This window comes from Stenotrophomonas sp. TWI809, from assembly GCF_039673205.1.
Taxonomy (GTDB): Bacteria; Pseudomonadota; Gammaproteobacteria; order Xanthomonadales; family Xanthomonadaceae; genus Stenotrophomonas.
The window spans coordinates 1-23,926 of sequence record NZ_JBDJLE010000013.1 but is presented as its reverse complement, the minus strand read 5'-3'; the positions used below and the strand labels follow the sequence as shown (position 1 = coordinate 23,926).

The 23,926-nt window shown below is 67.3% G+C and carries 20 protein-coding genes; 9 read left to right on the top strand and 11 right to left on the bottom strand.

All coding sequences use genetic code 11. The features are described 5' to 3' along the window. The first annotated feature begins 40 nt into the window (after positions 1-40). Positions 41-724, top strand: a complete 684-nt coding sequence (locus tag ABE472_RS11325; protein ID WP_313219924.1) for a hypothetical protein — start codon at positions 41-43, stop codon at positions 722-724. Between the two features lie 15 nt (positions 725-739). Here the strand turns inward: ABE472_RS11325 and ABE472_RS11320 are convergent, their stop codons facing one another. Together ABE472_RS11320 and ABE472_RS11315 are read right to left on the bottom strand one after the other, a co-directional pair. Then, a complete protein-coding gene (locus ABE472_RS11320; protein WP_346466211.1) occupies positions 740-3,178 on the bottom strand; it encodes a DPP IV N-terminal domain-containing protein in 2,439 nt (812 codons plus the stop codon). Positions 3,179-3,327: 149 nt separating this feature from the next. Continuing rightward, positions 3,328-3,687, bottom strand: coding sequence for a DUF1428 domain-containing protein (locus ABE472_RS11315; RefSeq protein WP_313208823.1), 360 nt, complete (start codon positions 3,685-3,687; stop codon positions 3,328-3,330). 659 nt (positions 3,688-4,346) lie between these two features. Here ABE472_RS11315 and ABE472_RS11310 point away from each other — a divergent pair. Together ABE472_RS11310 and ABE472_RS11305 are read left to right on the top strand one after the other, a co-directional pair. After that, on the top strand, positions 4,347-4,919 hold the full coding sequence (locus ABE472_RS11310) for an Ax21 family protein (protein ID WP_121044142.1): 573 nt from the start codon (positions 4,347-4,349) through the stop codon (positions 4,917-4,919). Positions 4,920-5,051: 132 nt separating this feature from the next. Continuing rightward, positions 5,052-5,477, top strand: coding sequence for an NUDIX domain-containing protein (locus ABE472_RS11305; RefSeq protein ID WP_313208822.1), 426 nt, complete (start codon positions 5,052-5,054; stop codon positions 5,475-5,477). 19 nt (positions 5,478-5,496) lie between these two features. Here ABE472_RS11305 and ABE472_RS11300 read toward each other — a convergent pair whose 3' ends face one another. The 6 genes from ABE472_RS11300 to ABE472_RS11275 are packed head-to-tail and all read right to left on the bottom strand — an operon-like array spanning position 5,497 to position 14,359. Beyond that, entirely contained in the window at positions 5,497-6,600 is a 1,104-nt protein-coding gene (locus tag ABE472_RS11300; RefSeq protein WP_346466210.1) for a sugar kinase, read from the bottom strand. Next, positions 6,597-7,778 carry a GDSL-type esterase/lipase family protein gene (locus ABE472_RS11295; RefSeq protein ID WP_346466209.1) on the bottom strand — a complete coding sequence of 394 codons (1,182 nt, stop codon included), beginning with the start codon at positions 7,776-7,778 and terminating at the stop codon, positions 6,597-6,599. The genes ABE472_RS11300 and ABE472_RS11295 overlap by 4 nt, the downstream gene beginning before the upstream one ends. Positions 7,779-7,808: 30 nt before the next feature. Further along, the gene (locus tag ABE472_RS11290; RefSeq protein WP_019185567.1) at positions 7,809-8,564 is read right to left on the bottom strand and encodes a glucose 1-dehydrogenase; all 756 of its coding nucleotides are present in this window, start codon (positions 8,562-8,564) and stop codon (positions 7,809-7,811) included. A 43-nt stretch (positions 8,565-8,607) separates the two neighbouring features. After that, positions 8,608-9,900, bottom strand: a complete 1,293-nt coding sequence (locus ABE472_RS11285; RefSeq protein ID WP_313208819.1) for an MFS transporter — start codon at positions 9,898-9,900, stop codon at positions 8,608-8,610. Continuing rightward, positions 9,897-12,137 carry an oligoalginate lyase gene (locus ABE472_RS11280; RefSeq protein WP_346466208.1) on the bottom strand — a complete coding sequence of 747 codons (2,241 nt, stop codon included), beginning with the start codon at positions 12,135-12,137 and terminating at the stop codon, positions 9,897-9,899. The genes ABE472_RS11285 and ABE472_RS11280 overlap by 4 nt, the downstream gene beginning before the upstream one ends. After that, positions 12,134-14,359, bottom strand: a complete 2,226-nt coding sequence (locus tag ABE472_RS11275; RefSeq protein WP_346466207.1) for a polysaccharide lyase 6 family protein — start codon at positions 14,357-14,359, stop codon at positions 12,134-12,136. The genes ABE472_RS11280 and ABE472_RS11275 overlap by 4 nt, the downstream gene beginning before the upstream one ends. 281 nt (positions 14,360-14,640) lie before the next feature. Here ABE472_RS11275 and ABE472_RS11270 point away from each other — a divergent pair, with 281 nt between their 5' ends. Beyond that, positions 14,641-17,532, top strand: coding sequence for a TonB-dependent receptor (locus ABE472_RS11270; protein WP_313208816.1), 2,892 nt, complete (start codon positions 14,641-14,643; stop codon positions 17,530-17,532). A gap of 89 nt (positions 17,533-17,621) precedes the next feature. Next, positions 17,622-18,365 carry a FadR/GntR family transcriptional regulator gene (locus ABE472_RS11265; protein ID WP_346466206.1) on the top strand — a complete coding sequence of 248 codons (744 nt, stop codon included), beginning with the start codon at positions 17,622-17,624 and terminating at the stop codon, positions 18,363-18,365. A 21-nt stretch (positions 18,366-18,386) separates the two neighbouring features. Here the strand turns inward: ABE472_RS11265 and ABE472_RS11260 are convergent, their stop codons facing one another. Beyond that, entirely contained in the window at positions 18,387-18,776 is a 390-nt protein-coding gene (locus ABE472_RS11260) for a DUF6165 family protein (RefSeq protein WP_259260470.1), read from the bottom strand. 235 nt (positions 18,777-19,011) lie between these two features. On the opposite strand from ABE472_RS11260, the gene ABE472_RS11255 reads away from it, so the two are divergent. Then, positions 19,012-19,650 (top strand): TorF family putative porin, encoded by a 639-nt coding sequence (locus tag ABE472_RS11255; protein ID WP_346466244.1) that lies wholly within the window; start codon positions 19,012-19,014, stop codon positions 19,648-19,650. Positions 19,651-19,729: 79 nt separating this feature from the next. Here the strand turns inward: ABE472_RS11255 and ABE472_RS11250 are convergent, their stop codons facing one another. Beyond that, entirely contained in the window at positions 19,730-20,905 is a 1,176-nt protein-coding gene (locus ABE472_RS11250; RefSeq protein ID WP_313208815.1) for an MFS transporter, read from the bottom strand. A 99-nt stretch (positions 20,906-21,004) separates the two neighbouring features. Here ABE472_RS11250 and ABE472_RS11245 point away from each other — a divergent pair, with 99 nt between their 5' ends. Next, positions 21,005-21,940 (top strand): LysR family transcriptional regulator, encoded by a 936-nt coding sequence (locus ABE472_RS11245; RefSeq protein WP_313208814.1) that lies wholly within the window; start codon positions 21,005-21,007, stop codon positions 21,938-21,940. Here the strand turns inward: ABE472_RS11245 and ABE472_RS11240 are convergent. Next, positions 21,906-22,376: a DUF1456 family protein gene (locus ABE472_RS11240; protein ID WP_313219929.1), complete on the bottom strand. Its 471-nt coding sequence runs from the start codon at positions 22,374-22,376 to the stop codon at positions 21,906-21,908. The genes ABE472_RS11245 and ABE472_RS11240 overlap by 35 nt on opposite strands. A 157-nt stretch (positions 22,377-22,533) precedes the next feature. Here ABE472_RS11240 and ABE472_RS11235 point away from each other — a divergent pair, with 157 nt between their 5' ends. Further along, complete coding sequence (locus ABE472_RS11235; protein ID WP_313219930.1) at positions 22,534-22,971, top strand: hypothetical protein; 438 nt, start codon at positions 22,534-22,536, stop codon at positions 22,969-22,971. Positions 22,972-23,068: 97 nt separating this feature from the next. Then, positions 23,069-23,818: an SDR family NAD(P)-dependent oxidoreductase gene (locus ABE472_RS11230; protein WP_176990950.1), complete on the top strand. Its 750-nt coding sequence runs from the start codon at positions 23,069-23,071 to the stop codon at positions 23,816-23,818. Positions 23,819-23,926: the final 108 nt, after the last annotated feature.

Genomic DNA, 23,926 nt, shown 5'->3' with positions numbered 1-23,926 from the left:
GCTCTTGCTAATCTGGCCGTTGGCTTCTGGAAGCATTCCAATGCGCGGACTCGATTTCAGCTCCTGGCAGGCCATGCTCTCGACCCTGGTCGGCCTGGCGGTCATCACCCTGATCGGTGTCGGCATCCGGCTGCTGGTCATGCAGACCATGCAGCAGCGCCGCGAGCGTGAGAATCGCCAGATCAACGAGCGTCTGCGCACGCTGATCGCGGCTTACAAAGTCCTCGGCGGATCGTTCACCGGCACGCTCGATGTCGATCCACGCCATCGCCGCGATTTCCGCGCGCTGCCCGAGGGGAGCGAAGAAGGCGATGCGCTGCATCTGCCGGCGGAGGCCGAGAGCGGTGGCGAGCGTGCGCGTCGGATCCGTGATGCAGTGGAAGCGGCCCTGTCGGACATCGTGCTGCTGGGCACGGATGAGCAGGTGCGCCTGGCTGCGCACGCCGCCAACGAGATGGCCCAGGGCCGCGTCGTTCCTACGGCCGACCTGGTGGTGTCGCTGCGCGACTTCATCCGTCAGGCACTGGACCTGGATCCGATTCCAACCACGGTTGCCATCCCGCGCCAGGGTCCGGCACGACCTTCGGCCGGTGCGAAGGGCAAGGGCGATGCGGGTGACAAGGGGGGCGGTAAAGGCGGCGGTGGCGGTGGTATGGGAGGAATGGGAGGAATGGGCGGTGGTGCCATGGGGGGCGGGCCGGACGATACCGATACCCACCGCTGAGCGGCCCGCATCACCTCATGGCAAAGCCGCCGCCCCGATCCGGTACGGTGGCGGCGTCGCACCCATCAGATGGGTGACGAAGTAATCCCACATCCGGCGCATGTAGTAATCATCGTTGCGGAACAGTTCGTGGTCCTGGTTGGGCAGGTACAGCAGATCGTAGTCCTTGTTGGCCAGCGTGAGGGCGCGCGCCAGCTGCAGGGTCAGGGCCGGCATCGCGTTCTCGTCCAGGTCGCCGTAGACCAGCATCAGCCGGCCCTGCAGGCGGTCGGCCAGGGCATCGTTGGCCAGCGGCTGGAACAGCGCGGGCACCGCATCCGGTTGTGGGCGCACCGCGGTACCGTCGGCATAGACCGGCTGGCCGCCGACCAGGCGGTCCATGCCGTGGATCGCGCCACCGTACATGCCCTGGAAGCTGTGGCTGCCGGCCGAAGCCACCCCGACCTTGTAGAACGCCGGATGGCGCAGCAGGGCACGCGCCGCGCTGTAGCCGCCGAAGGAATGCCCGTAGATGCCGACCCGTGTCAGGTCCATGCCCCGAAAGCGTTTGGCCAGGTCCCCGATCGCTGCGACGTGATCATCCAGCTGCAGATCGGCTGCGGTCAGGAAGCTGGCATCGTGGAAGGCCTTGGAGCGTCCGGGCGTGCCGCGCGCATCGATGCTCACCACCACGAAGCCGAGCTGGGCCAGGCTGGCGCGCGCGACCGGATTCATCGTCGCGGTGGCCTCGACGAAACCGACCGGCGCATTGGTGATGTGCGGTCCGCCGTACATCGCATCGATGACCGGATGACGTCCGTCCTCGCGGTAGCCGGGCGGCAGATAGACCGTGGCCTGCAGTTCGGTGTGGCCATCGGCGGCGAGGACGCTCACCCGTTGCGGGGGCGTCCAGCCGGCGGCCTGCACCGCGTGGGCGTCGGCGCGTTCCAGTTCCAGTACGGCACGGCCATCGCTGGTGGCGCGCAGCACGCTGACTGGCACCTGGTCCACCCGCGAGTAACTGTCGACCACGTAAGCCGCGGAGGGCGACAGCAGGTGGGAGGGCCGCCCGCCCATGAGCACGCCGGTTCCGCCATCGATCGCATGATCGGCTGCCTCCGGGGTGAGCAGGACCGGGGCGCCACCGTCCAGCGACACGCGGTACAGGCGCCGCTGATAGGGATCGCCCGGCTCGCGCCCGCCGGCGGTGAACAGCACCTGGCGACGCACCTCATCGACGCCGACCACATCGCGCACCAGCCATGCGCCCTTGGTCAGCTGACGCACGACACGTCCATCGCGGCGATCGACCAGGTACAGATGGCCCCAGCCATCGCGCTGCGAGAACCAGACGATGCCATCGTCGTGCTGCAGCACGTGCACCGCCGGCCGGTTGTAGGGATAGCTGTTGAGCTGCACGCGGGTATCGCTGCGCTCTTCCCGCACGGTACGCACGCTGCCGGTGCGGACATCCACCTCGACCAGGCGCAGCCGTGCGGGGGGGGCATAGCGCACGATCGCCGTATAGACCTTGCCGGCATCGGCCGACCAGCCCAGCACGCCGGCTTCGGTCAACGTGTGCCAGCCCTCGGGAACGGCGATGCTGCGTGTGCCGCCCTCCACCTCGGTGACGAACCAGGTATCGCGGACCTGCTCGGCGTCGCCCAGCAGGCCCAGGCGCACTTCATGCACGACCGGGCGGAACCCGGTGGTCGGCGCGGTCGCCAGGTAGGGATAGGGCAGGACCTGACGTTCGTCGTAGCGCACGCCGAACAGGCGCTGGCTGTCCGGCGACCAGGTGACCGCGAACGGCGGCATCTGCATCCGGCCTTCCCGCCGCGGAATACCGCGCAATGCAAAATCGGGCAGTACCCCATAGCCGTACGAGGGCTCGCCATCCACGGTGAGCGCCCGTCGTTCACCGTCGGTACCGCGCCGCAGCCAGAGGTTGTCCTGCTCGACCCGCACGCTGTGCCGACCGTCCGGCGCAGGCAGGTCGCGCGGGTCGGCGACCGGTAACGCGTGCATCTCGCACGGCATCGGCAGCGTGCACATCACCACCCGCTGTGGGTCCACGCGCAGCGTGATCCGCACTCCATCGCCGCTAAGGGCGACGCGGTCCACCTGCTGCATCACCGCGCCTGGATCGGCGACCCCGGCAACCTGCAGTGCCGCCTGCATGACGTCCTGGTCAAACAGCGCCGTGCGCGTGGAGGCCGCCGGATCGACCAGCAGGTAGCGGGTGCGGCCATCGTGCTCCTGGCGCGCATACCAGAAGCGGCCGTCCTCCAGCCAGCGCGGCGCGACGGTGGCATTGCGGACCTTGCCGCGCAGCCGCTGGTCGAGCACACGTTCGGCGCGCTGGTACTGCATCAGGCCCGGCGCCTCGGCGTGGGCCGACGGGCTGGCGGTCGCGGTGACCGCCAGCCCCAGGAAGAGCAGGCAGTGAAACATTCCCGAACGTGCTGCGGCCATGCGTCTCGCTCCCTGATGACGGTCGCCTGGCAGGCAGCATCGTCATCATGGCGCGTGCTCCCTGTCAGCCTGGAGCACCGAGCATGCCGGTGCCCCAGCGCGCACTCAAGCGGCGCTGCCGCAACGGCCGTGCCCCTCCTGGCCCCCGCTCACTGCTTCAGTTCCACCACCGGCACGAAGCCGCCGTAGATCATCCGCTTGCCGTCGAACGGCATCGGATTGTTCTCCGGGTTCATCCGTGGATCCTCCATCATCTTCTGCATGCCGGCATCGCGCGTGGCCTTGTCCGGCCATTCAATCCAGGAGAACAACACGGCCTCATCGTCCTTGGCCGCCACCGCACGATGGAAGTCGGTCTGCTTGCCATGCGGGACATCGTCGCCCCAGCACTCCACCACGCGCAGCGCGCCATGCTCGATGCAGATCGCATCGCCCATGTGGGCGTGTTCCAGGAATTTCGCTTTGTTCGCGTTCGGCACGGCAAGTACAAAACCATCGATATAGGCCATGGCAGTGCTCCAGATGACGCGCCGGGATGGGCGCCTTCATGACATACGACGAACCGGGGGACGGAACCTCGACACTGCGCGCGGTGGCCTTTGCGGCCGGTGAATGTGTCCAGACAGGACACGAGGTGAACAGATTCAGCATTCAATCGGACATTTTCGGCCGCCTTCGGGACAAAGGTCAGAAAACTCTGAGTCATTGTGCGGAACATCCTGATAGGCGCGCTGACGTATTCAGCACATGATGGGGTTGCCGGGCAGGACGCCCCACGGCGCCCTGCGGTCCAACGCCCCACGGCACGGACCTCGGTGCATCCAGGAGGATGGACGCGTTAGCCGATAACTCCCCAAGAGCGGCTTCCCCAGCGCGTGACGCCCCGAAAGGGCACCGTCGTGACCAGAATCCTTTCCGGCTTGCCCGCCGCGACTCCCTGCCTGATGGCTCCGCGTGATCATCCCGCCAGGCCGCACTCACGCCGTCATCGCCTGAAAAAAGCCACGCGCGTATGCCAGAGCGCGTCTGAACGCCGCCCCAAAATTCACTTTTGTGGACGCGGTCAACTTCAGGGCGGGTTGTGTCGAATAACGGAGAATTTACATTCCCGATGCAGTCCGGCCTCCATGCCGGGTGCAAGTAGTCCAAGACATAAAGGTGTACCCCCATGAAGACTTCGTTGATTGCTCTGGCCCTGGCCGCCGCCCTCCCGTTCACCGCTTCGGCGGCTGAAGGCCTGTCCTACAACTACGCTGAAGCCGACTACGTCAAGACCGACGCAGATGGCGGCAAGGCCGATGGTTGGGGCGTGAAGGGTTCCTATGCCTTCCTGCCGAACTTCCACGCCTTCGGTGAGTACAACCAGCAGAAGACCGACATCGGCAACTTCAAGGTTGACCAGTGGCGCGTCGGCGTCGGCTACAACCAGGAAATCGGCAACAGCACCGACTTCGTGGGCCGCGTTGCCTACAACAAGTTCGACCCGAAGGAAGGCCTGGACTTCAACGGCTACAGCGCTGAAGCCGGTATCCGTACCGCGTTCGGCCAGCACGCCGAAGTCTATGCCATGGCCGGCTACGAGGATTACAGCAAGAAGCACGGCGTCAATCCGGATGGCCAGTTCTACGGCCGCCTGGGTGGCCAGGTGAAGTTGAACCAGAACTGGGGCATCAACGGCGACATCAAGATGGATCGCCACGGTGACAAGGAATGGTCGGTCGGCCCGCGCTTCAGCTGGTAATTCCAGCGTGACCGCATCGCCACGTGCCTGATCGGCGTGGCAGGAAAGGCCCGGCATCGCCGGGCCTTTTTCGTGGGCGCTATCCAGGCACGGGGCCCGAGAGATAATGAGTCACTTCCATGGAGATGCCCGATGTCCCCATCCACCGATCTGCAGCAGCCTCGCCTCGGCTGTGGTGCCGTCATCCAGCGCGCCGACGGCGCGATCCTGCTGGTCCAGCGCGGGCGTCCGCCTGAGCAGGGGCATTGGGGGCTGCCGGGGGGCAAGGTCGATTGGATGGAAACCGTCGAACACGCGGTGATCCGTGAGGTGGAGGAAGAAACCGCACTTCAGGTGACGGTGGAGCGTCTGTTGTGCGTGGTCGATCATTTCGAGCCGGCGCTTGGCCAGCACTGGGTCGCCCCGGTGTATCTGGTGCGGGCGCAGGACACCACGATCGCGTCCGTGCAGGAGCCCGAGGCTCTGCTCGGGCTGGGGTGGTTCACCGCGGATGCACTGCCCGCGCCGCTGACGCTCTCTACGCGCAAGGCCCTGGAACACCTCTCGATCGCGCACTGAGTCCTCGCGCGCAGGGCGCTCAGCGTCGTGCCGCCGCCCCATCGCCGCGCGCCACGGCCTCCACTTCAGCCAGGCTGGTGACAGCGCAGTCGCCCGGCGTGGACATCGCCAGCGCGCCATGCGCGGCGCCCAGCTCCACCGCTGCCTGCTCGCCCTTGCCGCTGAGCAGGGCATGCACCACGCCGGCCACGAAGGCGTCGCCACCGCCGACACGGTCGAGCAGGTCTACTTCGCGTGCGGCGGAGACATACAGTTGCGACCGGGTGCGCAGCGCACCGGCCCAGCCGTGGCGGGCGGCGTTGGCGGCGTCGCGCAGCGTGAACGCCACCGCCTGCAGCGCCGGGAACTGCGTCATCGCGCGCACGGCGGCCGCCTCGGCCGGACCGACATCCATCGGTGTGTGGCGGCGACCGAGATCGCTCAGGTCCATGCCCAGGCATGCGGCGAACGAATACTCATCGCCGATCAACAGGTCGCACTCGGCCGCGATGGCGCAGTTGGCGTGACGCGCGGCATCCGGGTCGGGATGGCTGTTCCAGAGGCTGGCGCGGTAGTTGAGATCGTAGGAGACCGCCACGCCGTGCCGGCGCGCGGCCCGCACCGCGGTGATCGCGGTCTGCGCGCTGTGCTCGGACAGCGCGGCGAAGATCCCCCCGGTGTGCAGCCAGCGCACGCCGTGCTGCCCGAACAGCGCATCCCAGTCGAACGCCGCCGGCTGCAGCTGCGAGGCCGCCGAGTACGCGCGATCGGACATACCCAGCGGCGCACGCACCCCGAAGCCGCGCTCGGTGAAGTTCAGGCCCATCCGGGTGTTGCGGCCGATGCCATCGTAGTCGCGCCACACGATCTGGCTGGCATCCACCCCGCCGGCCTGGATCAGCTGCTGGGCAAGCAGCCCCAGCTCGTTGCGCGGCAGGGCAGTCAGCACCCCGGTGCGATGAGCGAAGGTGCTGCACAGGCCGCGGGCGACGTTGTACTCGCCACCGCCCTCCCACACGGTGAACTGGCGCGCGCTGCGGATCCGGCCTTCGCCGGGATCGAAGCGCAGCATCACCTCCCCCAGCGCCAGCGCGTCCCAGCGCTGGCCGTTCTCGGCCGCAACCTGGAAGGTCTGGGCACTCATCGCGCCGGGCAGCCGAGCAGCGCCAGATCGATGCCCTCGGCCATGCGCCGGTAGCCCTCGTCGTTGGGATGCAGGTGGTCGCGGGTGATGTCCTCGGGCAGGTTCTCCGGGTGGGACGGATCGCGCAGGATCTGGTCGAAGTCGATCAGGCCATCGAAGCCGCTGCGGCCGCCGCGCATCCAGGCGTTGAGCGTGGTGCGGGTGGCGGCCGCGATCGGCTCGTAGCGGTCCGAGCCACCGAACGGCGTGATCGTGGCGGCAATCGGGCGGATGCCGTTGCTGTGCAGGCGTTCGGCGATCTGCCGGTAGCCCAGCACCATGTCCTCGGCGTTGCGGCCGGCCACGGGTGGGGTGCCGCCGTCGTGGCGGATGTCGTTGATGCCTTCGAACAGGATCACGCGGTCCACGTTCGGCAGTGCGATCACGTCGCGGTCCAGCCGCGCCAGCGCGCTGTGGCTGCGGCCGTGATCCATCACCTTGTTGCCGCTGATGCCGGCGTTGACCACCACGACCTGGTCCGGGCACGCCTGCTGCAGACGGGCCGACAGCAGTGCCGGCCAGTCGCCGTTGCTGCCGCGGGTGGCGGTGGCGCCTTCGGTGATCGAGTCGCCCAGGGCGACCACCACCACCGGCTTGCTGGCGCGTTCGGCGAGCACGGCGGAGACCACATTCTGGCGGTAGGCGAGCTTGACCGCGTCGCCCACAGTGGCTGCGCGGCCATCGGCGATGCGCAGCGCGGTACGCCGCACGGCCGGCCGTGTGGCATCGGGGAAATACACGGTGAGCGAGACGTCGGCCAGCGCCGGCGCCGTGATCGCGACCGGGTCGCTGAGCAGCGCAGCGCCAACCGGCACCACGATCTCGCCACGCCCATTGAAGGTGACCGGCCTGGCCGCCGTGGCGGTGCCGGTGAGGTGGGCCGAGGCCCCGCCGATATGCAGCGGGGCCTGGCCGAGTTCATTGCTGATGCGGAAGCGCAGGGCGCGGGCCGAGCTGCCCAGGCGCATGTCCTGGCGCACGGTCTGGTTCGCGAACTGCACCGGGGCCTCGGGGGTGCCATCAAGACGGTCCGGCGCCGGCGAGGCGGTCCAGGCCGGCACCCAGACCTGGGCCTGGGCGGGCAGCGCCGCGGCGCTGGTGGCAAGTGCAAGAGAGAATGCAGTGATCCAGCGCAGCATGGCGGCCCTCCCAGGCGGTCAGCGGGTCAATCAGGAGAAGTAGGTGCCGCCATTGACGTCGACGTTGGCACCGGTGATGAAACCGGCTGCATCCGAGGCCAGGTACACCGCGGTATCGGCGGCTTCCTGCGGTCGGCCCTGGCGGCGCAGCGGTGTATTGCCGGCCACCGCGGTGCGCACTTCCGGCTTGGTGAATTCATCATGGAAGCGGGTGGCGATCATGCCGCAGCACAGCGCATTGACGCGGATGCCGCGCGGGCCCAGTTCCTTGGCCATGGCGCGGGTGAAGGTCATCACTGCAGCCTTGGCCGTGGCGTAGATCGCCGCGCCCGGGCCACCGCCATCGCGCCCGGCCTGCGAGGCGAAGTTCACGATCGCGCCGCCTTCGGGCATGTGCGGTACCACCGCATGCGTGGTCAGGTAGACCGAGCTCATGTTGAGGTCCATCACCTTGTGGAAGAACGCCTCGTCGATCTCGGCCAGCGGACGGCGCTGGACCATGCCACCGGCGACGTTCACCAGCACATCGATCTGCGGGCCGAACGCAGCCTGGGTCGCAGCGACCATCGCGGCCACGGCCTTGGCATCGGTGACATCGGCGCGATGCACGATCGCGGTGCCGCCGGCGGCTTCAACCTGCTTGAGGGTCTCCTGCGCGCTGGCCTCATCGTTGGCGTAGTTGATGCAGACCTTGGCACCGGCCGCAGCCAGCTTGAGCGAGATCTCGCGGCCGATGTCACGGCCGCCACCGGTGACGATGGCCACCTTGTCCTTGAATTGGGTCATGAAACACTCCTGTGATGCGTTGGGGGAAAGGGAAGAAGAGGGCTCAGCGGCGCTCGACCGGGCCGTGGATTTTTTCCACGCGACCGGTGACCAGCCACAGCGCCAGCAGGGAGGCCGGCACCAGGGCGGCCACCAGGATGAAAATGGGTGCGTAGGATTCGTGGGTCATCGCCGGCACCAGCCACGTGGTGATCAGCGTGCCGGCCACCGCGGCCATGCCGCCCAAGCCGGCGACCGAGCCGACCGATTTGCCGCTGAAGATGTCGCCGGGCAGGGTCTGGATGTTGCCGATGGCGATCTGGAAGCCGAACAGCACGAAGGCGATGGTCACCACGGCCCAGACCGGATCGGTGGCCAGCACCGCGCCCAGCAGCGCCGGGGCCATGATCGCGCCGCCCAGGGTGATCACCACCTTGCGGGCCTTGTCCACGCTCCAGCCCGCGCCGATCAGGCGCCCGGACAACCAGCCGCCGCCGAGGCTGCCGATCATCGCGCCGACATACGGCACCCAGGCGAAGATGCCGATCTGCTTGATGTCGAAGCCGAAGGTGTCGGCCAGGTAGAGCGGCAGCCAGGACACGAACAGCCACCAGATCGGGTCCAGGAAGAACCGCGAGATCAGGATGCCCCAGGTCTGCCGATGGCCCAGCAGCTGGCGCATGCTGGGCACGTACTCGGGGACCGGCACGGCCGGTTGTTCGGTGGGCGCATCCAGGATCAACGCGCGCTCGGCGGCGCTCACCCACGGGTGCTTGTCCGGGCCGGCGCGGTAGATGATCAGCCACGGCAGCAGCCAGATGAAGCCGATCGCACCGATCAGGATGAAGGTGCCGCGCCAGCCCAGCCACAGGAACAGCACGGCGATCAACGGTGCTGACACGATCGCCCCGATCGACGCGCCCGCATTGAACACGCCCTGCGCCAGCGCCCGCTCACGCGCCGGGAACCACTCGGCATTGGCCTTGACCGCGCCCGGCCACGCGCCGGCTTCGCTGATGCCGAGCATGGCGCGCACGATGCTGAAGGACAGGATGGAATGGGTGACCGAGTGCAGCGCGATCGAGATCGACCACACCGCGATCGACAGCGCAAAGCCCAGCCGCGTGCCGATGATGTCGAACAGGCGGCCGAACACGAACTGGCCGGCGGCATAGAACAGCATGAAGACCGTGACCAGCAGCGCGTAGTCTTCCTTGGTCGCGCCGACGTCCTTGGAAATCTGCGGCCACATCACGGCCAGGGCGTTGCGGTCGATGTAGTTGATCACCGTGGCAATGGCGATCAGTGCCACGATCAGCCAACGGACATAGGTGCGGGCCTGGGTGGTGACCTTCATTTGCCGTCCTTGCCGGTGCGGGTGCCGGTATCGAAGCGCTTCCAGCCACCGTCCCAGCGCCAGCTGTGGCCGCCGCCGCTCACTTCATGCGATCCGCCCTTGGCCGGGTCATCGGCGATGCCCACGGCGAGCTGCTTGCCGCCGGCCAGGTCGAGCACCAGCACGTCTGCATCCTTGCCGCGGTAGTGGGTGAGGCGGTCGATGCGGCTGTTGGCGCCCCGCACGGTTTCGGCGGTGCCGTCGTACTGGCCGTGCGGTTCGAGCACGCCGTAGAACGTGGTGGCAGCCTGCCCATCCACCCGCTGCAGCAGCATCGGCTCACGGCGCAGGTTGAACGAAGGATCATTTGCGCCGCTCTCGCCGATCAACGCACGTGAGGGCGCGGTGCTGGCGAAACGGTAGGTATAGAAGCGGCCGTCCAGCAGCCAGGTCAGGCTGCGTGCGTCACGGGTCGGCTCGCTCGCCGCATCGATCCAGACGTGCTGGTAACCGTTGGCCTTGCCCAGCACCGGACGTGCGGCGAGCGCGGACTGGCTCTTGAAGCCCACGTCCATGATGTGACCGTTGAAGTGCAGCGGCAGGTCATAGCGCGCGGCCTTGCTGCCGGTGACGCGCAGCAGATCCAGTACCACCGGCTCGCCCAGCGAGGGGTGCGAGAGCAGCGCCTGGGTACGGGTGAAGCTGACCCCGTCGTAGGCATCCTCCATCCGTGCCGAAGCGATCTGGGTATCGTCACTGACCGCGAACAGCAGCGGCGTCGGTGCCAGTGGCTGGCCCTTCTTCCAGTCGCCGCCGAAGTGGCTCTGTTCGTTCACCACCAGCGTGTTGTGCGCGATGGTCTGCCGGGCCCAGCTGCTGTTCTCCGGCAGGTAGATGCCACCGGCCTTCGCCTCGATGTTGAGGAAGCGCGCCGCGCCGTAATCGGTGACCACGCGCTGGCCGTTGTCGTAGAACAACCAGTTGAGCTTGTCGAAGTGGCCGTGGCCCATGCCCTGCTTGGTGTTCTTCATCACCAGCGCCTGGCCGTTCTCGCCCCCCATGCGCAGGATCGCCAGTGCGCCTTCGGTGCCGTCCGGGCCATCGCGCAGCAGGGTCGGTACGAAGGCAAACGGCTTGGCCTTGTTCTCCGCCAGCGCCTGGGCTACCTGCAGGCCTTCGGGCGAGAGCAGCACGCGCTTCTGTGTTTTGGCGACCGACAGCAGGCGTGCATCACCGGTCTGCGCGTAGGCGATATCGATGCCAGCCACCAGTTCCTCGGTGTCCAGGCCCTTGTCGAGAATGGCGTCGTTGATCGGGAAGAAGTAGCCGCCGTAGCTGCTCTGCACCAGCGCATCGACCGCCTTGAGCAGCACGCCGTCGCGGCGCTTGAAAATGCCGCGTTGCGGTTCGTTGCGCTCGATGGCGTTGGCGAACAGGATGAACGGGGCCAGTGCATAGCGCTGGTAGTACGGGCCTTCTTCGTAATACCCGTCCGGCGAGAACAGCTGATCGACCTGTTTCAGGAAGCCGGCACTGCCATCGCGCTTGCTGCCCTGCAACGCCTTGTCGACGTAGTTGGTGTCGCGCAGCACGTAGCCGGTCATGCCCACCGCAGCGACCGCCCAGGTGGCGTGGTTGTGGATCTTGTCGAAGTTCTCCGGCGTGCCGGACAGGAAGTCGGCCATCGCGCGGAACACGTTGTCGTCGATCGTCTTGCGGTCGGCGTCACTGAGCGTGTCGCGGATCGCGTCGTAGCCCTGCGCCGCGCTGACCAGCCACACCGAATCGTTGAGGGTCTGCCAGAACAGCCGGCCGGGAATCTGGCCGCGGCCCTGCGGGTGCGCGCCCAGGCCCGGGTAGAGCTTGGCGTAGCCCAGCAGCAGGTCGCGGGCGAAGGTGGCATAGGCCTTGTCGCCGGTCAGCCGATACAGCGCGCCGGCGGCCTGGATGGCCTGGTAATTGCGCTTGTGCTGTTCGTGCGTGTAACCGCCGCCCTTGTCCTTGGGCACCGGCACGTCGATGCCGGCCTTCATCATCGCGCGCACGCGCTGTTCGGCACGCTGCTGTTCCTTGGCGAACAGTGGCGAGCGCGCACCCTCGGCACGCATCTGCGTCCACTGCGCGGCGGTGACCAGCACCGGTGCGGTGGCGGACGCCGCGGGCGCCTGCCGGGCGGCGAGTGCGGCCTGCGCAGCGGGCAACGCGGCCCCGCCAAGCGTGGCGGCGAGCAGCAGCATCAGGGGCGGGGCGTGATTCATGGCAGGGCCTCAACAGGGGTATCGGACAGCAACGGCGCGGTGGCCGTCAGCGGGTTGTCGCCCATGCGCAGGGTCGGTTCCCCGACGCGATGGCTGAAACGGATGCGGCCGCTGCGGTCGAAGCGGTTGTCGCGGATGCTGGCGAACTGCACGCCATGCAGGCGCAGGCTGGTGTCATCGGCCACCCCTGCCTGCTCGAACTGGTTGCCGTGCACCTGCAGCGCCGGACCGAAGGTGCTTTCGTCGGTGCCGCCGCGATACAGGTTCACCACCGGCCCGCCGATGCGGCGGAACGTGGAGTCCAGCAGATCCACCTGCTCGGCGTTGTAGGTGCCCAGGTCATCGGTCTCGGCGGCCGCGGCGATCACGCTGCCGGTGATGTCCTCCACCGTGACGTGGGTCAGTGCGATCCGCGCGGCCAGGCTGCCCTTGCCGGTGGCGATCACATCGAAGGCCTTGTTGGCGGTCAGCCCGTGTACGCGGCTGTCCTCGATGCGCAGCGTGTAGTTGAAGGCCTGGCTGCCCGGCGGCACGCGGATCACCGCATTGCCGGCGGCATCCGGGGCGAGCGCGCCGTCGATATCCAGCCGCGCCAGGCGCAACGAACCGCGCGCGCCGATCTCGAACAGGCTCGGCCGCGAGAACTGCACGCTGGCCTGGCCACGTGCGGGGCCGACCACGCTGAGCGGATGGTCCACCGCCAGCACCTGGCTCACGGTGTAGCGGCCGCGCTGCAGCTGCAGCCGGTCGCCCGGGGCGCTGGCGGCCACGGCGGCGGTGAGGGTGTCCTCGCCCGGTGCGACCCTGCGCACCGCGCCGCTGTCCAAGGCGGTGGTCGGCAGCGTCTTGGGGTACCAGTCCACGCCGACCTGGTCGCGGGCAATCGGGGTCAGATCGCGCGGGGCACCGGCATCGATGGCGGCGGTGGGGTAGAGCAGGCCGTTGGCCGCGCGCTGCAGGGTCAGGGTCTGGCCGCTGACACCACCAGGAAAGCCGGCAGACGCGGCAGGGCTCTGCACATTGCCCGCGAAGCTGATGCCGGAGAGATCGCCCTGCGTGCGCAGCAGCTCGCGGTGTCCATCGCCGATGAACAGGTTGCCGGCGATGCGGCTGTTCACTGGCATCGCGTTGCGCTCCTCATCCAGCCCCGCGCCCAGCAACAGCGTGCCGACCTGGATGAAGCTGTTGCGTTCGATCACCGCGTGATCGATCTGCTCGTAGCGGTTCAACGGCGCGTTGTGGGTACCGGCCATCACGCTCAAGGCCGCGGCGAAATTGTCGCCGGCGATGCCTTCGAAGTAGTTGTCGCGCACCGTCTGGTTGCGATTGATCACGCGCACGCCGCCGGTATGCGCCTTGCCATGGCCGAGGAACACATTGCGTTCGACCCGGTTGCCATGGCCGTGACGCAGCACCAGTGAGCCGCGCGAGTCCTGGAAGACGTTGCCGCGGTAAGTGTTGCCGCCGGACTTGTTGGAGACGATCTCCACCTCGCCATCGCACTGCTCGAACCAGTTGTTCTCCACCACGGTGCGCGAATCGGACTGCGAATCGTGGCTGGTGCCGATGCGCATCGTCTCGCCGCCGTTGGAACCGAGGTTGGGGCGCGGGCCGAACCAGTTGTGGTCGATGCGGTGCTGGTTGTCCAGGCCGCTGGTGGCGTTGCGCACCACCACCAGGGTGGTGCCCGCATTGGTCTTGCCGACCAGCTGGTTGTGGTCGAAGCGGTTGTGCTGGCCGTACAGCGCCACCCAGTGATCGGACTGCTGGCGATCCGGCTTGTTGTAGCGGTCGATCACGATCCCGGTCACCCGGCTGTGGTTGGCCCACTCACTGGCTGACCGCCGGAACGACACCACTTCGCCACCCGGCGCCCAACCATCGCGGAAGACGAGGTTGGAGACCTCCAGGTGCTCACCGGCCAGACGCAGCTGGGACTGGCCGCTGAGAATCACCTTGCCGGGGGTCTGGGCCGTCAACTTAATTGGTTGACCAATTTTGCCGGATCCCCGGAAAAGCAGGTCCACGTCGCGCCAGACGCCGTCCGCCAGGATCACCGTATCGCCGGGGGCGAGGGCGCGTACGGCGGTGGCATAGGCAGCAGCGTCCCGCACCAGATAATCGGCCGCCACGGCAGGGAATGCCGCCAGGGAGAGGCTCAACAGCAAGGCCTTGGCCATGGGACGCCGCGCCAACGGCGCATGCGAGTGTTGCAAAGTCACGGGCTTACCCTCCCAGATGAACCGTGGCGACTGACGCGAGCCACGATCCTAACAGGTTGCCGTGCGCGGACGTCAACCACAATCGCATACCACTTTAGGCGCATGTGGTATGTGGTTTGCGCATTTTTCTGCTGCGTCCGCACATTAATTCCACGCAAAGTGGTCTGGACGGTAGTGCGGGGTAAACTTTAGTACCAATTCATTGACATTGGTTCATCAGTCGTGAATCTTCCGGATCGAATCCGTGTAATCGGACGATCCATCCTGGGAGGGAGATCACGATGTTGCATGACCGCCGTACGGCCTCACCACGAGGCCTCCGCCGCACCGCGCTGCACAGCGCGCTGTTCTATGCCCTGTGTGCCACCGCGGCCCTGCCGCTGGCCCACGCACAGGACGCCGATGCACCGGCCTCGCCGCCGGGGCAAGCCACCACGCTTGATCAGGTCCAGGTGACCGGCATCCGCGGCACCATCCAGACCTCGATCGACAAGAAGCGCGAGGAGACCGTGGTCTCCGATGTGCTGGCCGCCGACGACATCGGTGATCTGCCGGCGCTGTCGATCGGTGAAGCGATCGAAACGATCACTGGTGCCTCCACCCACCGCGAAAAGGGCGGTGCGTCGGAAATCTCGATCCGTGGCCTGGGCCCGTTCCTCGGTTCGTCCACCTTCAATGGCCGCGAGGCCACCAACGGCAGTGGCGACCGCTCGGTGAACTTCAACCAGTTCCCGTCCGAGCTGATCAACACTGTGGCGATCTACAAGACCCAGCGCGCCGACTTCGTCGAAGGTGGCGTGGCGGGCACGATCAACATGGAGACGGTCAAACCACTGGAGTACGGCAAGCGCACGTTCCAGCTCGATGGCCGGGGCACCTGGCAGGACTACGATGACCGTCTGAAGGACAAGGACGGCGTCGGCTGGCGCGGTACCGCCAGCTACATCGACCAGTTCGACATGGGCAACGCCGGCAAGCTCGGTGTCTCCATCGGCGTGCAGGCGCTGGAAGGCAGCAACCCGGAAGAGATGTTCTCCAGCAGCTCCACCTGGGTGGCCTGCGATGGCCGTGAAGTGGTTGGCGCAACGCGCAACTGCACCCAGGTCAACGGCAACCAGGTCGCCAACGGCGTGCCGTATTACCTGGTGCCCAGCAGCCGCATCTACCGCCAGTTCATCGAGCACGACAAGCGCGATTCGCAGTTCGCCGCACTCCAGTGGCGGCCCAGCGATACGGTGGAAGTGAACCTGGATTACCAGCACTCCAAGCGCGATTACACCGAAGACCGCTCGGATCTGTCGCTGTCCTCGATGATGCGCAACCTCAACAACCGCGTCGTCACCGACGATGGCGCGCTGCTGCACCACACCGGCAGCACCACGGTCGATTCCACCGGCAATTTCCTGGAGCGCCAGGAGGAATACACCGGCGGCGGGCTCAACGTGATCTTCCGGCCGAGCCCGGCGTGGACGCTGTCCACCGATCTGTCCTACTCCAACACCGAGCGCGATCAGATCGAACGCAGCACCCGCCTGCGTGCCGGCCGCACCGACGTCAACGGCAGGCCGGTCGGCGGCATCAAGAACACCCGCTACGTCGATTACACCTATGACTACAGCGGTGATGTGCCGAGCATTTACCTGGATCCGGCGTTCGATGTGAACAACCCGGACAACTTCACCGATTCGGCGCTGGTGCGTCGACGTCAGCAGCACCGCGAGCACACCATCCGTGCCGGCCGCTTCGATGCCACGTTCACCCCGGAAAGCGGCTTCTTCACCGCGATCAAGGGGGGCCTGCGCCGCTCCGAGGCGACCTACACCGATTACACCGACACCGTGGATGTCACCACCACCAATGTCGCCGCGATCCGCGCTGCCAACCTGGCCTGCCGCCAGGCGTTCCCGCAGGACGATTTCCTGGCCAACGCCAGTGGCAACACCATCGACCAGTGGGCCAGCTTCGACAGCCGCTGCCTGTTCAAGGCCTTCACCGGCGTGGACGACACCGGGCTGAGCGCGGACCTGCGCAACCCGGCCAACAACGATGTCACCGAGAAAACCAGCGCGCTGTACCTGATGGGCGATTACAGCGCCGAATGGTTCGGCCTGCCGGTGACCGGCAACATCGGCGTGCGGGGTGTGCGCACCGAGGTGCGCTCGGTCGGGCTGCGCAGCGGCCTGGATGTGATCAACAATCCCGACGGCACCGTGACCCTGGAGCCCACCGGCGATTACACCTCGCAGGTGCTCAAGTCCAGCAATACCGAATGGCTGCCCAGCTTCAACGCGGCCTTCGAACTGCGCCCGGACCTGCTGCTGCGCGTGGGCGCGTATCGGGCGATGTCGCGTCCGGACCTGGCCGCTGAAGGCTTTGGCCGCACCTTCAACCTGGGCGAGGTGGATACCGAGTTCAACAGCGTGGGCGATGCGCTGCGCAGCATCACCGCCACCGGCAACCCGCGCGCCAAGCCGTTGATGTCGTGGAACGGCGACCTCTCGCTGGAGTGGTATGCCAACGAAGACACCATGTTGTCCGGTGCGCTGTACTACAAGCAGTTCAACGGCGGCTCGATGCCGGTGATCGTCAACGAATCGTTCGATATCGACGGCCAGAGCGTGACCGTGCCGGTGGAGCAGTTGGCCACCAGCGACCAGAAGAGCGATCTGTTCGGCGTGGAGTTCACCGCCTCGCACAGTTTCTCCTACCTGCCGGGGATCTTCTCCGGACTGGGTGTGAAGGCCAGCTACAACTACGCCGATTCCAACTTCAAGACCGAAGACCTGCGCCTGGGCGAGTCCACCGACCCCTCGACCGGCGTGGTGACCCCGGGTATCGTCGAGCCGGCCAATATCTTCGGGTTGTCCAAGCATGTGGCGTCGGCACAGGTGTACTGGGGCCTGGGCAAGCTCGATCTGCAGGCGATCTACAAGTACCGCTCCGACTATTACCAGCAGTTTGTCGGCGACCCGTCGCAGAACCGCTATGTGCGGGACAATGGCTCGCTGGACTTCCGCGCCACCTACAAAGTGAACAAGCACTTGTCGTTGTCGCTGTCGGCCAGCAACCTCACCGATGAGCCGCGGGTGTCGGATATGCCCATCCTCGGCAGCTTCCGCGAGTACACCACGTACGGGCGGCGGTATTATCTGGGGGTGCGCTACCGCTTCTGAGGTCAGTGGCGCGGTTTTTCCGACCGCGCCGCTCTCTGAAGGCGCGGTCGCGTGTCGGTCCCCAGCCACCTGTCAGCAGGCCTTTGATGATGTCCGAACCCCGTCTGTACCAGTCCATTGCTGCCGAAATCGTCGCGCTGATCGAGAAGGGCGAATTCCCGCCGGGCTCGCGCCTGCCGGGCGAGCGCGACCTGGCCGAACGCCTGGGCGTGAGCCGGGTGACGGTGCGCGAGGCGGAAATCGCGCTGGAAGCGCAGGGCCTGATCACCATCAAGACCGGCTCCGGCGTTTACGTGAAGACCAAGCCGTCGCAGGCGCCGGGCGCACTGCCCGACGTCTCGGCGTTCGACCTGACCGCGGCACGTGCGGTGATCGAGGCCGAGGCCGCCGCGATGGCGGCCAGCCGCATCACCGATGCCGAACTGGAGGACCTGGCCGGCCTGATCGCGGCCATGGTCGACCCGAATTCGGGCGAGGCGGCGGCCAGCGAGGCGGATCGTCAGTTCCACCTGTCGATCGCGCGGATCGCCGGCAACCCGGTGGTGGAGCACTGCGTGCAGCTGATCTGGCGGATGCGCAACGAGCTGCCGCGGGTCAAGAAGGTCTACGCCAACGTCTGCCACAACGACGATGACACCCGCGACGAGGAACACACCCGGATTCTGGATGCACTGCGCCAACGCGACCCGGCAGCGGCGCGGTCGGCCATGCGCAACCACTTCCAGCGGCTGTTCGAATCGATGCTGGAAGCCACCGAGAATGAAGCGCTGGCCGAAATCCGCCGGCGTACCCAGCAGGACCGCGAACGCTTCATGGCCGCGACCGGGCACTGAGCCCGGCGCGTACCCGCGGGCTTACTCGCCCTGGTACTGCTTTTCTTCGACCAGCTGCGAGCCGGCGATGCGGTTGATCTCGTTCTTCACTTTGACCCGCTCGCCATTGGTGCCATAGACACCGCGCGCCAGCTGGATGAAGGCATCGTCGAACACCTGCGCTGCTTCCTTGTCGCGCAGCTGATCCTGGATCTCCCACATGCGCTCGTTGATTGCCTTGAGCTGCGTCTTCAACGCCTCCAGCCCCGGCTGGGCGCTTACCTGCTGCTGCCACAGCGGCCACAGGCCCTCGAGTTCCTTGCGGACGTTGGCGTTCTTGCCCGCATCGGCGATGCGTTCGGCCTTGATTTCCAGGATGGTGATCTTGTCGATCAGCTCGCCAATCGATACCGGGGTCAGGATCGCGTCCACGCCATTACTCGCAACAGGTCAGAGCGGCCATGATACCGCGCACCTCCGGGCACCACCCTGACGCAGGATTTACAGAAACGTTGCGCCGATCGCCCGGGTACGCCATGGCGGCGTTACGCCCCGCCTGACGACACTGTCGCTCTCGACGGCGCGGCCGTCATCTGGAGCAGGGCACGTGGTGGGTAAACCTTTGAAACAGCGCCTGCGCTGCGGCGCGGTGCTGGTGGGGCTGGTCATGAGTGGTGCGGCCGCGGCCGCGGTGGAGGGCAATGCGACGCTGACCTCGGACTACGTCTGGCGCGGCAGCTCCCAGAGCGACGGCGATCCGGCCGCGCAGGCCGGCGTGAAGCTCGGTACGGCCACCGGCTGGTATGCCTCGGCGTGGGGCTCGGGCGTCTCGTTCCGCCCGGACAACGGCGCGCGCAGCGAATTCGATCTCATCGCCGGCTGGAGCGGCGCGGTGACGCCGGACTGGAGCGTGGACGTCAATCTGACCCGCTACCTGTATCCCTCGACCACCGTCGATCTGGACTGGACCGAGCTCAACGGCACGGTGACCTGGCGGCAACGCGCGTGGCTGCAGGTCGGCGTCTCCGACAACGCGTTGGCCGGTGGCCACGGCGGCACCTATGCGCAGCTCGGCGCGCGTCTGCCGCTGGGCGGGCAGTGGCGCATCGAGGGCGCGGTGGGCCATTACTGGCTGGACAGCGCGCAGGCCGAGGATTACCTGCACGGCCAGCTCAGCCTGGTGTGGCGGGTGCACGGGCCGTGGGAGCTGCGGGTGACCGGGCATGACACCGACGGTGCCGCGAAACAGCTGTTCCCGGGCAACGCGGGATCGCGCGTCGAGGTCGCGGTACAAACCGCCTTCTAACGTAGCGTCAACCCGGGTGGAGCCGACCGTTGGTCGGCTGCTCCAGGCGGCGCGCAATGCAGCCGACCAACGGTCGGCTCTACCGGCGTACCACCGCCACCGCCCACACCGCCATCGCCACCAGCGCGACGCCCGCACCGGTGACGCACACACCGGTCCAGCCGAAGCGATCAAACACCTGCGCCGAGACCAGTGAGCCCAGCGAGCCACCGATGAAATAGCCGGTCATGTAGCCGGCATTGAGCCGGTTGCGTGCTTCCGGGCGCAGTGCATACACCACGTTCTGGTTGCTCACATGCAACAACTGCGCAGCCAGATCGAGCACGATCACGCCCAGCACCAGTGCGATCAGCGAGTGCGTGGAGAAGCCCAGCGGCAGCCATGACGCGGCCAGCAGCACCAGCGCCACGGTGGTGGCCAACGCGGCCTTGCCACGGTCGGCCATGCGTCCGGCCACACCGGCGGCCAGCGTGCCGGCCGCACCCACCAGCCCGAACAGACCGATCGTCGCATCGCTGTAGCCATACGGTTCGGCCGCAAGCAGGAACGCCAACGGCGTCCAGAAGATCGCGAACATCGCAAAGCTCAACGCGCCCAGCACGGTGCGCAGGCGGAACACCGGTTCCTGCGCGAACAGCGTGCCGATCGAGCGCAGCAGCTGCAGATAGCCCAGCCCGGCGGTCTGATGGAAGCGCGGCAGATGCCGATAGAGCATGCCCGTGGTCAGCACCAGCGCCGCCGCGGCGATCCAGTACACGGTGCGCCAATCGCCCAGCGAGGACAGCGCCCCGGCTACCGTGCGCGCCAGCAGGATGCCGAGCAGCAGGCCGCTCATCACCGTGCCGACCACCTGGCCACGCTCTTCCGGCCGCGCCAGCGTCGCCGCGAACGGCACCAGCACCTGTGCCACCACCGAGAACAGGCCGGTCAGCGCGGTGCCCACCAGCAGCCACACGAACTGATGGCTGAGCGCGCTCAGCACCAGGCCCGCCGCCGACAGCAGCGACATCACCACGATCAGCCGGCGCCGTTCGAACAGATCGCCCAGCGGCACCAGCAGGATCAGGCCCGCCGCATAGCTCAGCTGGGCCACGGTCACCACCGTACCGGCACGCGCGAAGGACACCCCGAACTGCCCGGCGATGGTGTGCAGCAGCGGCTGCGCGTAATAGTTGCTGGCCACGGCCACACCGGTGGCGAAGGCCATCAGCAGGACCTGCCAGCGGCTGAGGGGCGAGGGCACGTCGTGGGTCATGACGGGCTCCAGGAAAGAAGGGGCGCCAGTGTCCGCCCGATCGGTAAATGAGGGAAATGAATAGTTATCATCCGATGCATCTGAAAATGAGATGGCACGATGAACCTCAAGCAGCTCGAGTTCGCGGTGGCGCTGGCCGAGGAAGGCAACTTCACCCGAGCCGCGCAGCGCTGCCACGTCGTACAGTCGGCGCTGAGCCACCAGATCGCCCATCTCGAAGACGAACTGCAGGCCACGCTGTTCGAGCGCCTGCCGCGTCAGGTCAGGGTAACGCCCGCCGGTGAAGCACTGTTGACGCACGCACGCCAGGTGCTGGCGTCACTGCGGCATCTGCGCGATGACGTCGCCGCCGTCGGTGGCCAGGTGCGCGGCATCCTGCACATCGGCCAGATCACCTCGTTGACCGCGGTGGATCTGGTCGCTTGCCTGGCGGCCTTTCACCAGCGCTATCCGCAGGTCGAGTTCCGCCTGCGCATGGACAAGAGCGAAGTGCTGATGGCCGACGTGCGCGAGCGGCGGCTGGATGTGGCGCTGGTCGGCCTGTCCCCGGGGACCCCGATCGAGGGCGCCCAGCACCGATTGCTGGCCGAGGAGGCGATGGTCGCCGTGCTGCCGCCGGCGCATCCATTGGCGACGCGCAGACGGCTCTCGCTGGCGACGCTGGCCGAGCTGCCGCTGGTGGATTTCCCGCAGGGCAGTGGGGCCCGTCGGCAGACGGACGAGGCCTTCGCCGCCGCCGGACTGCCCCATCGGGTGCCGTTCGAGATCAATCACATGGCGCTGGTCGAGCGCTTCGTGCAGCAGGGTCTGGCGGTCGGCATCGTGCCGCAGGCGATCGCTGCCGCTTTCAGCGGCGTTGCCTGTGTGGCAATCCAGGGTGCACCGACCCGGCGGGTTCATGCGGTCTGGTCGAACCTGCCCACGCCGGCGGCGCGGGCCTTCATGGCGGAACTGCTGCAGCACGTGGCCCCGGCACCGGAGCCACGCACCAAGGCCTCACTCAGGCGCCGCGCACGCGCAGGGTCAGGCCCTTGAGGAAATTGCGCAGCATCTGGTCACCGCAGGCGCGGTAGTTCTTGTGGTCCGGCTGACGGAACAGCGCGGACAGTTCCGGCTTGGAGACCGAGAAACCGGCGGCGTCGAACACCTCGTGCATGTCCACGTCCTTCAGCTGGAAGGCGACGCGCAGCTTCTTCAGCACCAGGTTGTTGGTGATGCGCTTTTCCACCGTGCGGACCGGCTGGCTCTCGTCGCGGCCACGGAAATGCACGATCAGGCCATCCAGGAAATGCGCCAGGGTGCGGTCGTCGCAGGGCACGAAGCCTTCTTCGTCTTCCTTGCGCAGCCAGCCGGCCACATCGGCCTTGTCGACCACGAAGGCCGGATCGGCCAGGGCACAGGTGTCGGCGATCATGCCGTCGCTGAGGTCGAGCATGTAGCGGATGCTGCGCAGTACATCGTTGTTGATCATGGGACGTCCAATACCGCCGGCGCGGCTGCGCGGCTGGCGGCCATTTTACCCCGTGCCGGGCGCGCCGCCGGCTGCGACCGGTGGTCGCTGTCATCTGGCTGCCATGAAAGTGAAGCACAGTGCCGCGATCAGGCATCGACAGGCAGTGGAGCAGGCAATGCGCAGGTGGCAGGTACTCGGGTGTGTGGGCATGTTGCTGGCGGGGCAGGCTGGGGCGCAGGTTCCGTATGTGGCGCTGGAGCAGCGGCTGGATCCGCAGGCGCTGGCCGAGGTCGGGCTGACCCCGGCCCAGCTGCAGACGCTGAACCGCCTGCTGCGCCAGGCCGAGGCCGAGGCCCCGGCGCCGGCACCCCTGTTCCCCGGGCTGGACGACGGCCCCATCACCGCCAAGGTCACCGGCCAGGTGGGCGGCTGGGCCCCCGGCACCGTGTTCACCCTCGACAACGGCCAGCAGTGGCAGGTGCTCAAGGGCGAGATGACGCTCAAGACCGCCCGCAGCAACCCCGAGATCGTGGTGGTGCCGGGCATCGCCGGCCGCTGGTTCCTGCAGGTGGATGAAGACCTGCCCAAGGCACGGGTGTTCCGCATCCGCTGAGACGAAGGCGCGCAGGACCGGGTAGCGGAGCAGCGCACGGCGCTGCACCGGGCGGGCATCGGTGCGAAAATGGTCGGGATCTCCACGGAGTACCTCGATGACCCGTACCGCTCTGATTACCGGCGCCACCTCCGGCTTTGGCGCCGCCGCTGTCCACCGTTTCGCCCAGGCCGGCTGGCGCGTGATCGCCACCGGTCGCCGTGCCGAGCGCCTGCAGCCGCTGGTCGATGCCTACGGTCCCGAGCGCGTGCATGCCGCGGTGTTCGACGTGCGCGACAGCGTGGCGATGGAAGCGGCACTGGCCGCCCTGCCGGCCGGGTTCGCCGACATCGACCTGCTGGTCAACAACGCCGGGCTGGCCCAGGGCACCGCCCCGGCCCAGAGCGCCTCGCTGGAGGACTGGCGCACCATGATCGACACCAACGTCACCGCCCTGGTGACGCTGACCCATCGCCTGTTGCCGCAGCTGGTCGCGCGCAAGGGCGCGATCATCAACATCAGCTCGGTCGCCGGGGTGTACCCGTACCCGGGCGGCAACGCCTACGGCGGCACCAAGGCCTTCGTCAGCCAGTTCTCGCTGGGCCTGCGCTCGGACCTGCACGGCAGCGGCGTGCGTGTGACGACGATCGAACCGGGCATGGCTGAAACCGAGTTCACCGTGGTCCGCACCCATGGCGACCAGGCCGCTTCGGACAAGCTCTACACCGGCGCCAACCCGATGACCGCCGAGGACATCGCCGAGCAGATCTTCTGGGTCGCCTCGCTGCCGGCGCATCTGAACATCAATCGCCTCGAAGTGATGCCGGTCAGCCAGTCGTTCGCCGGCTTCCAGGTCGCGCGCGACTGATCCAAGGGCATCGCTGGCCAACACCTCGGCCGCACGCCCGAAACCGGTAGAGCCGACCGTTGGTCGGCTGCCCTTGGCGCATACCCACCGCTGACGGCAGCCTACCAA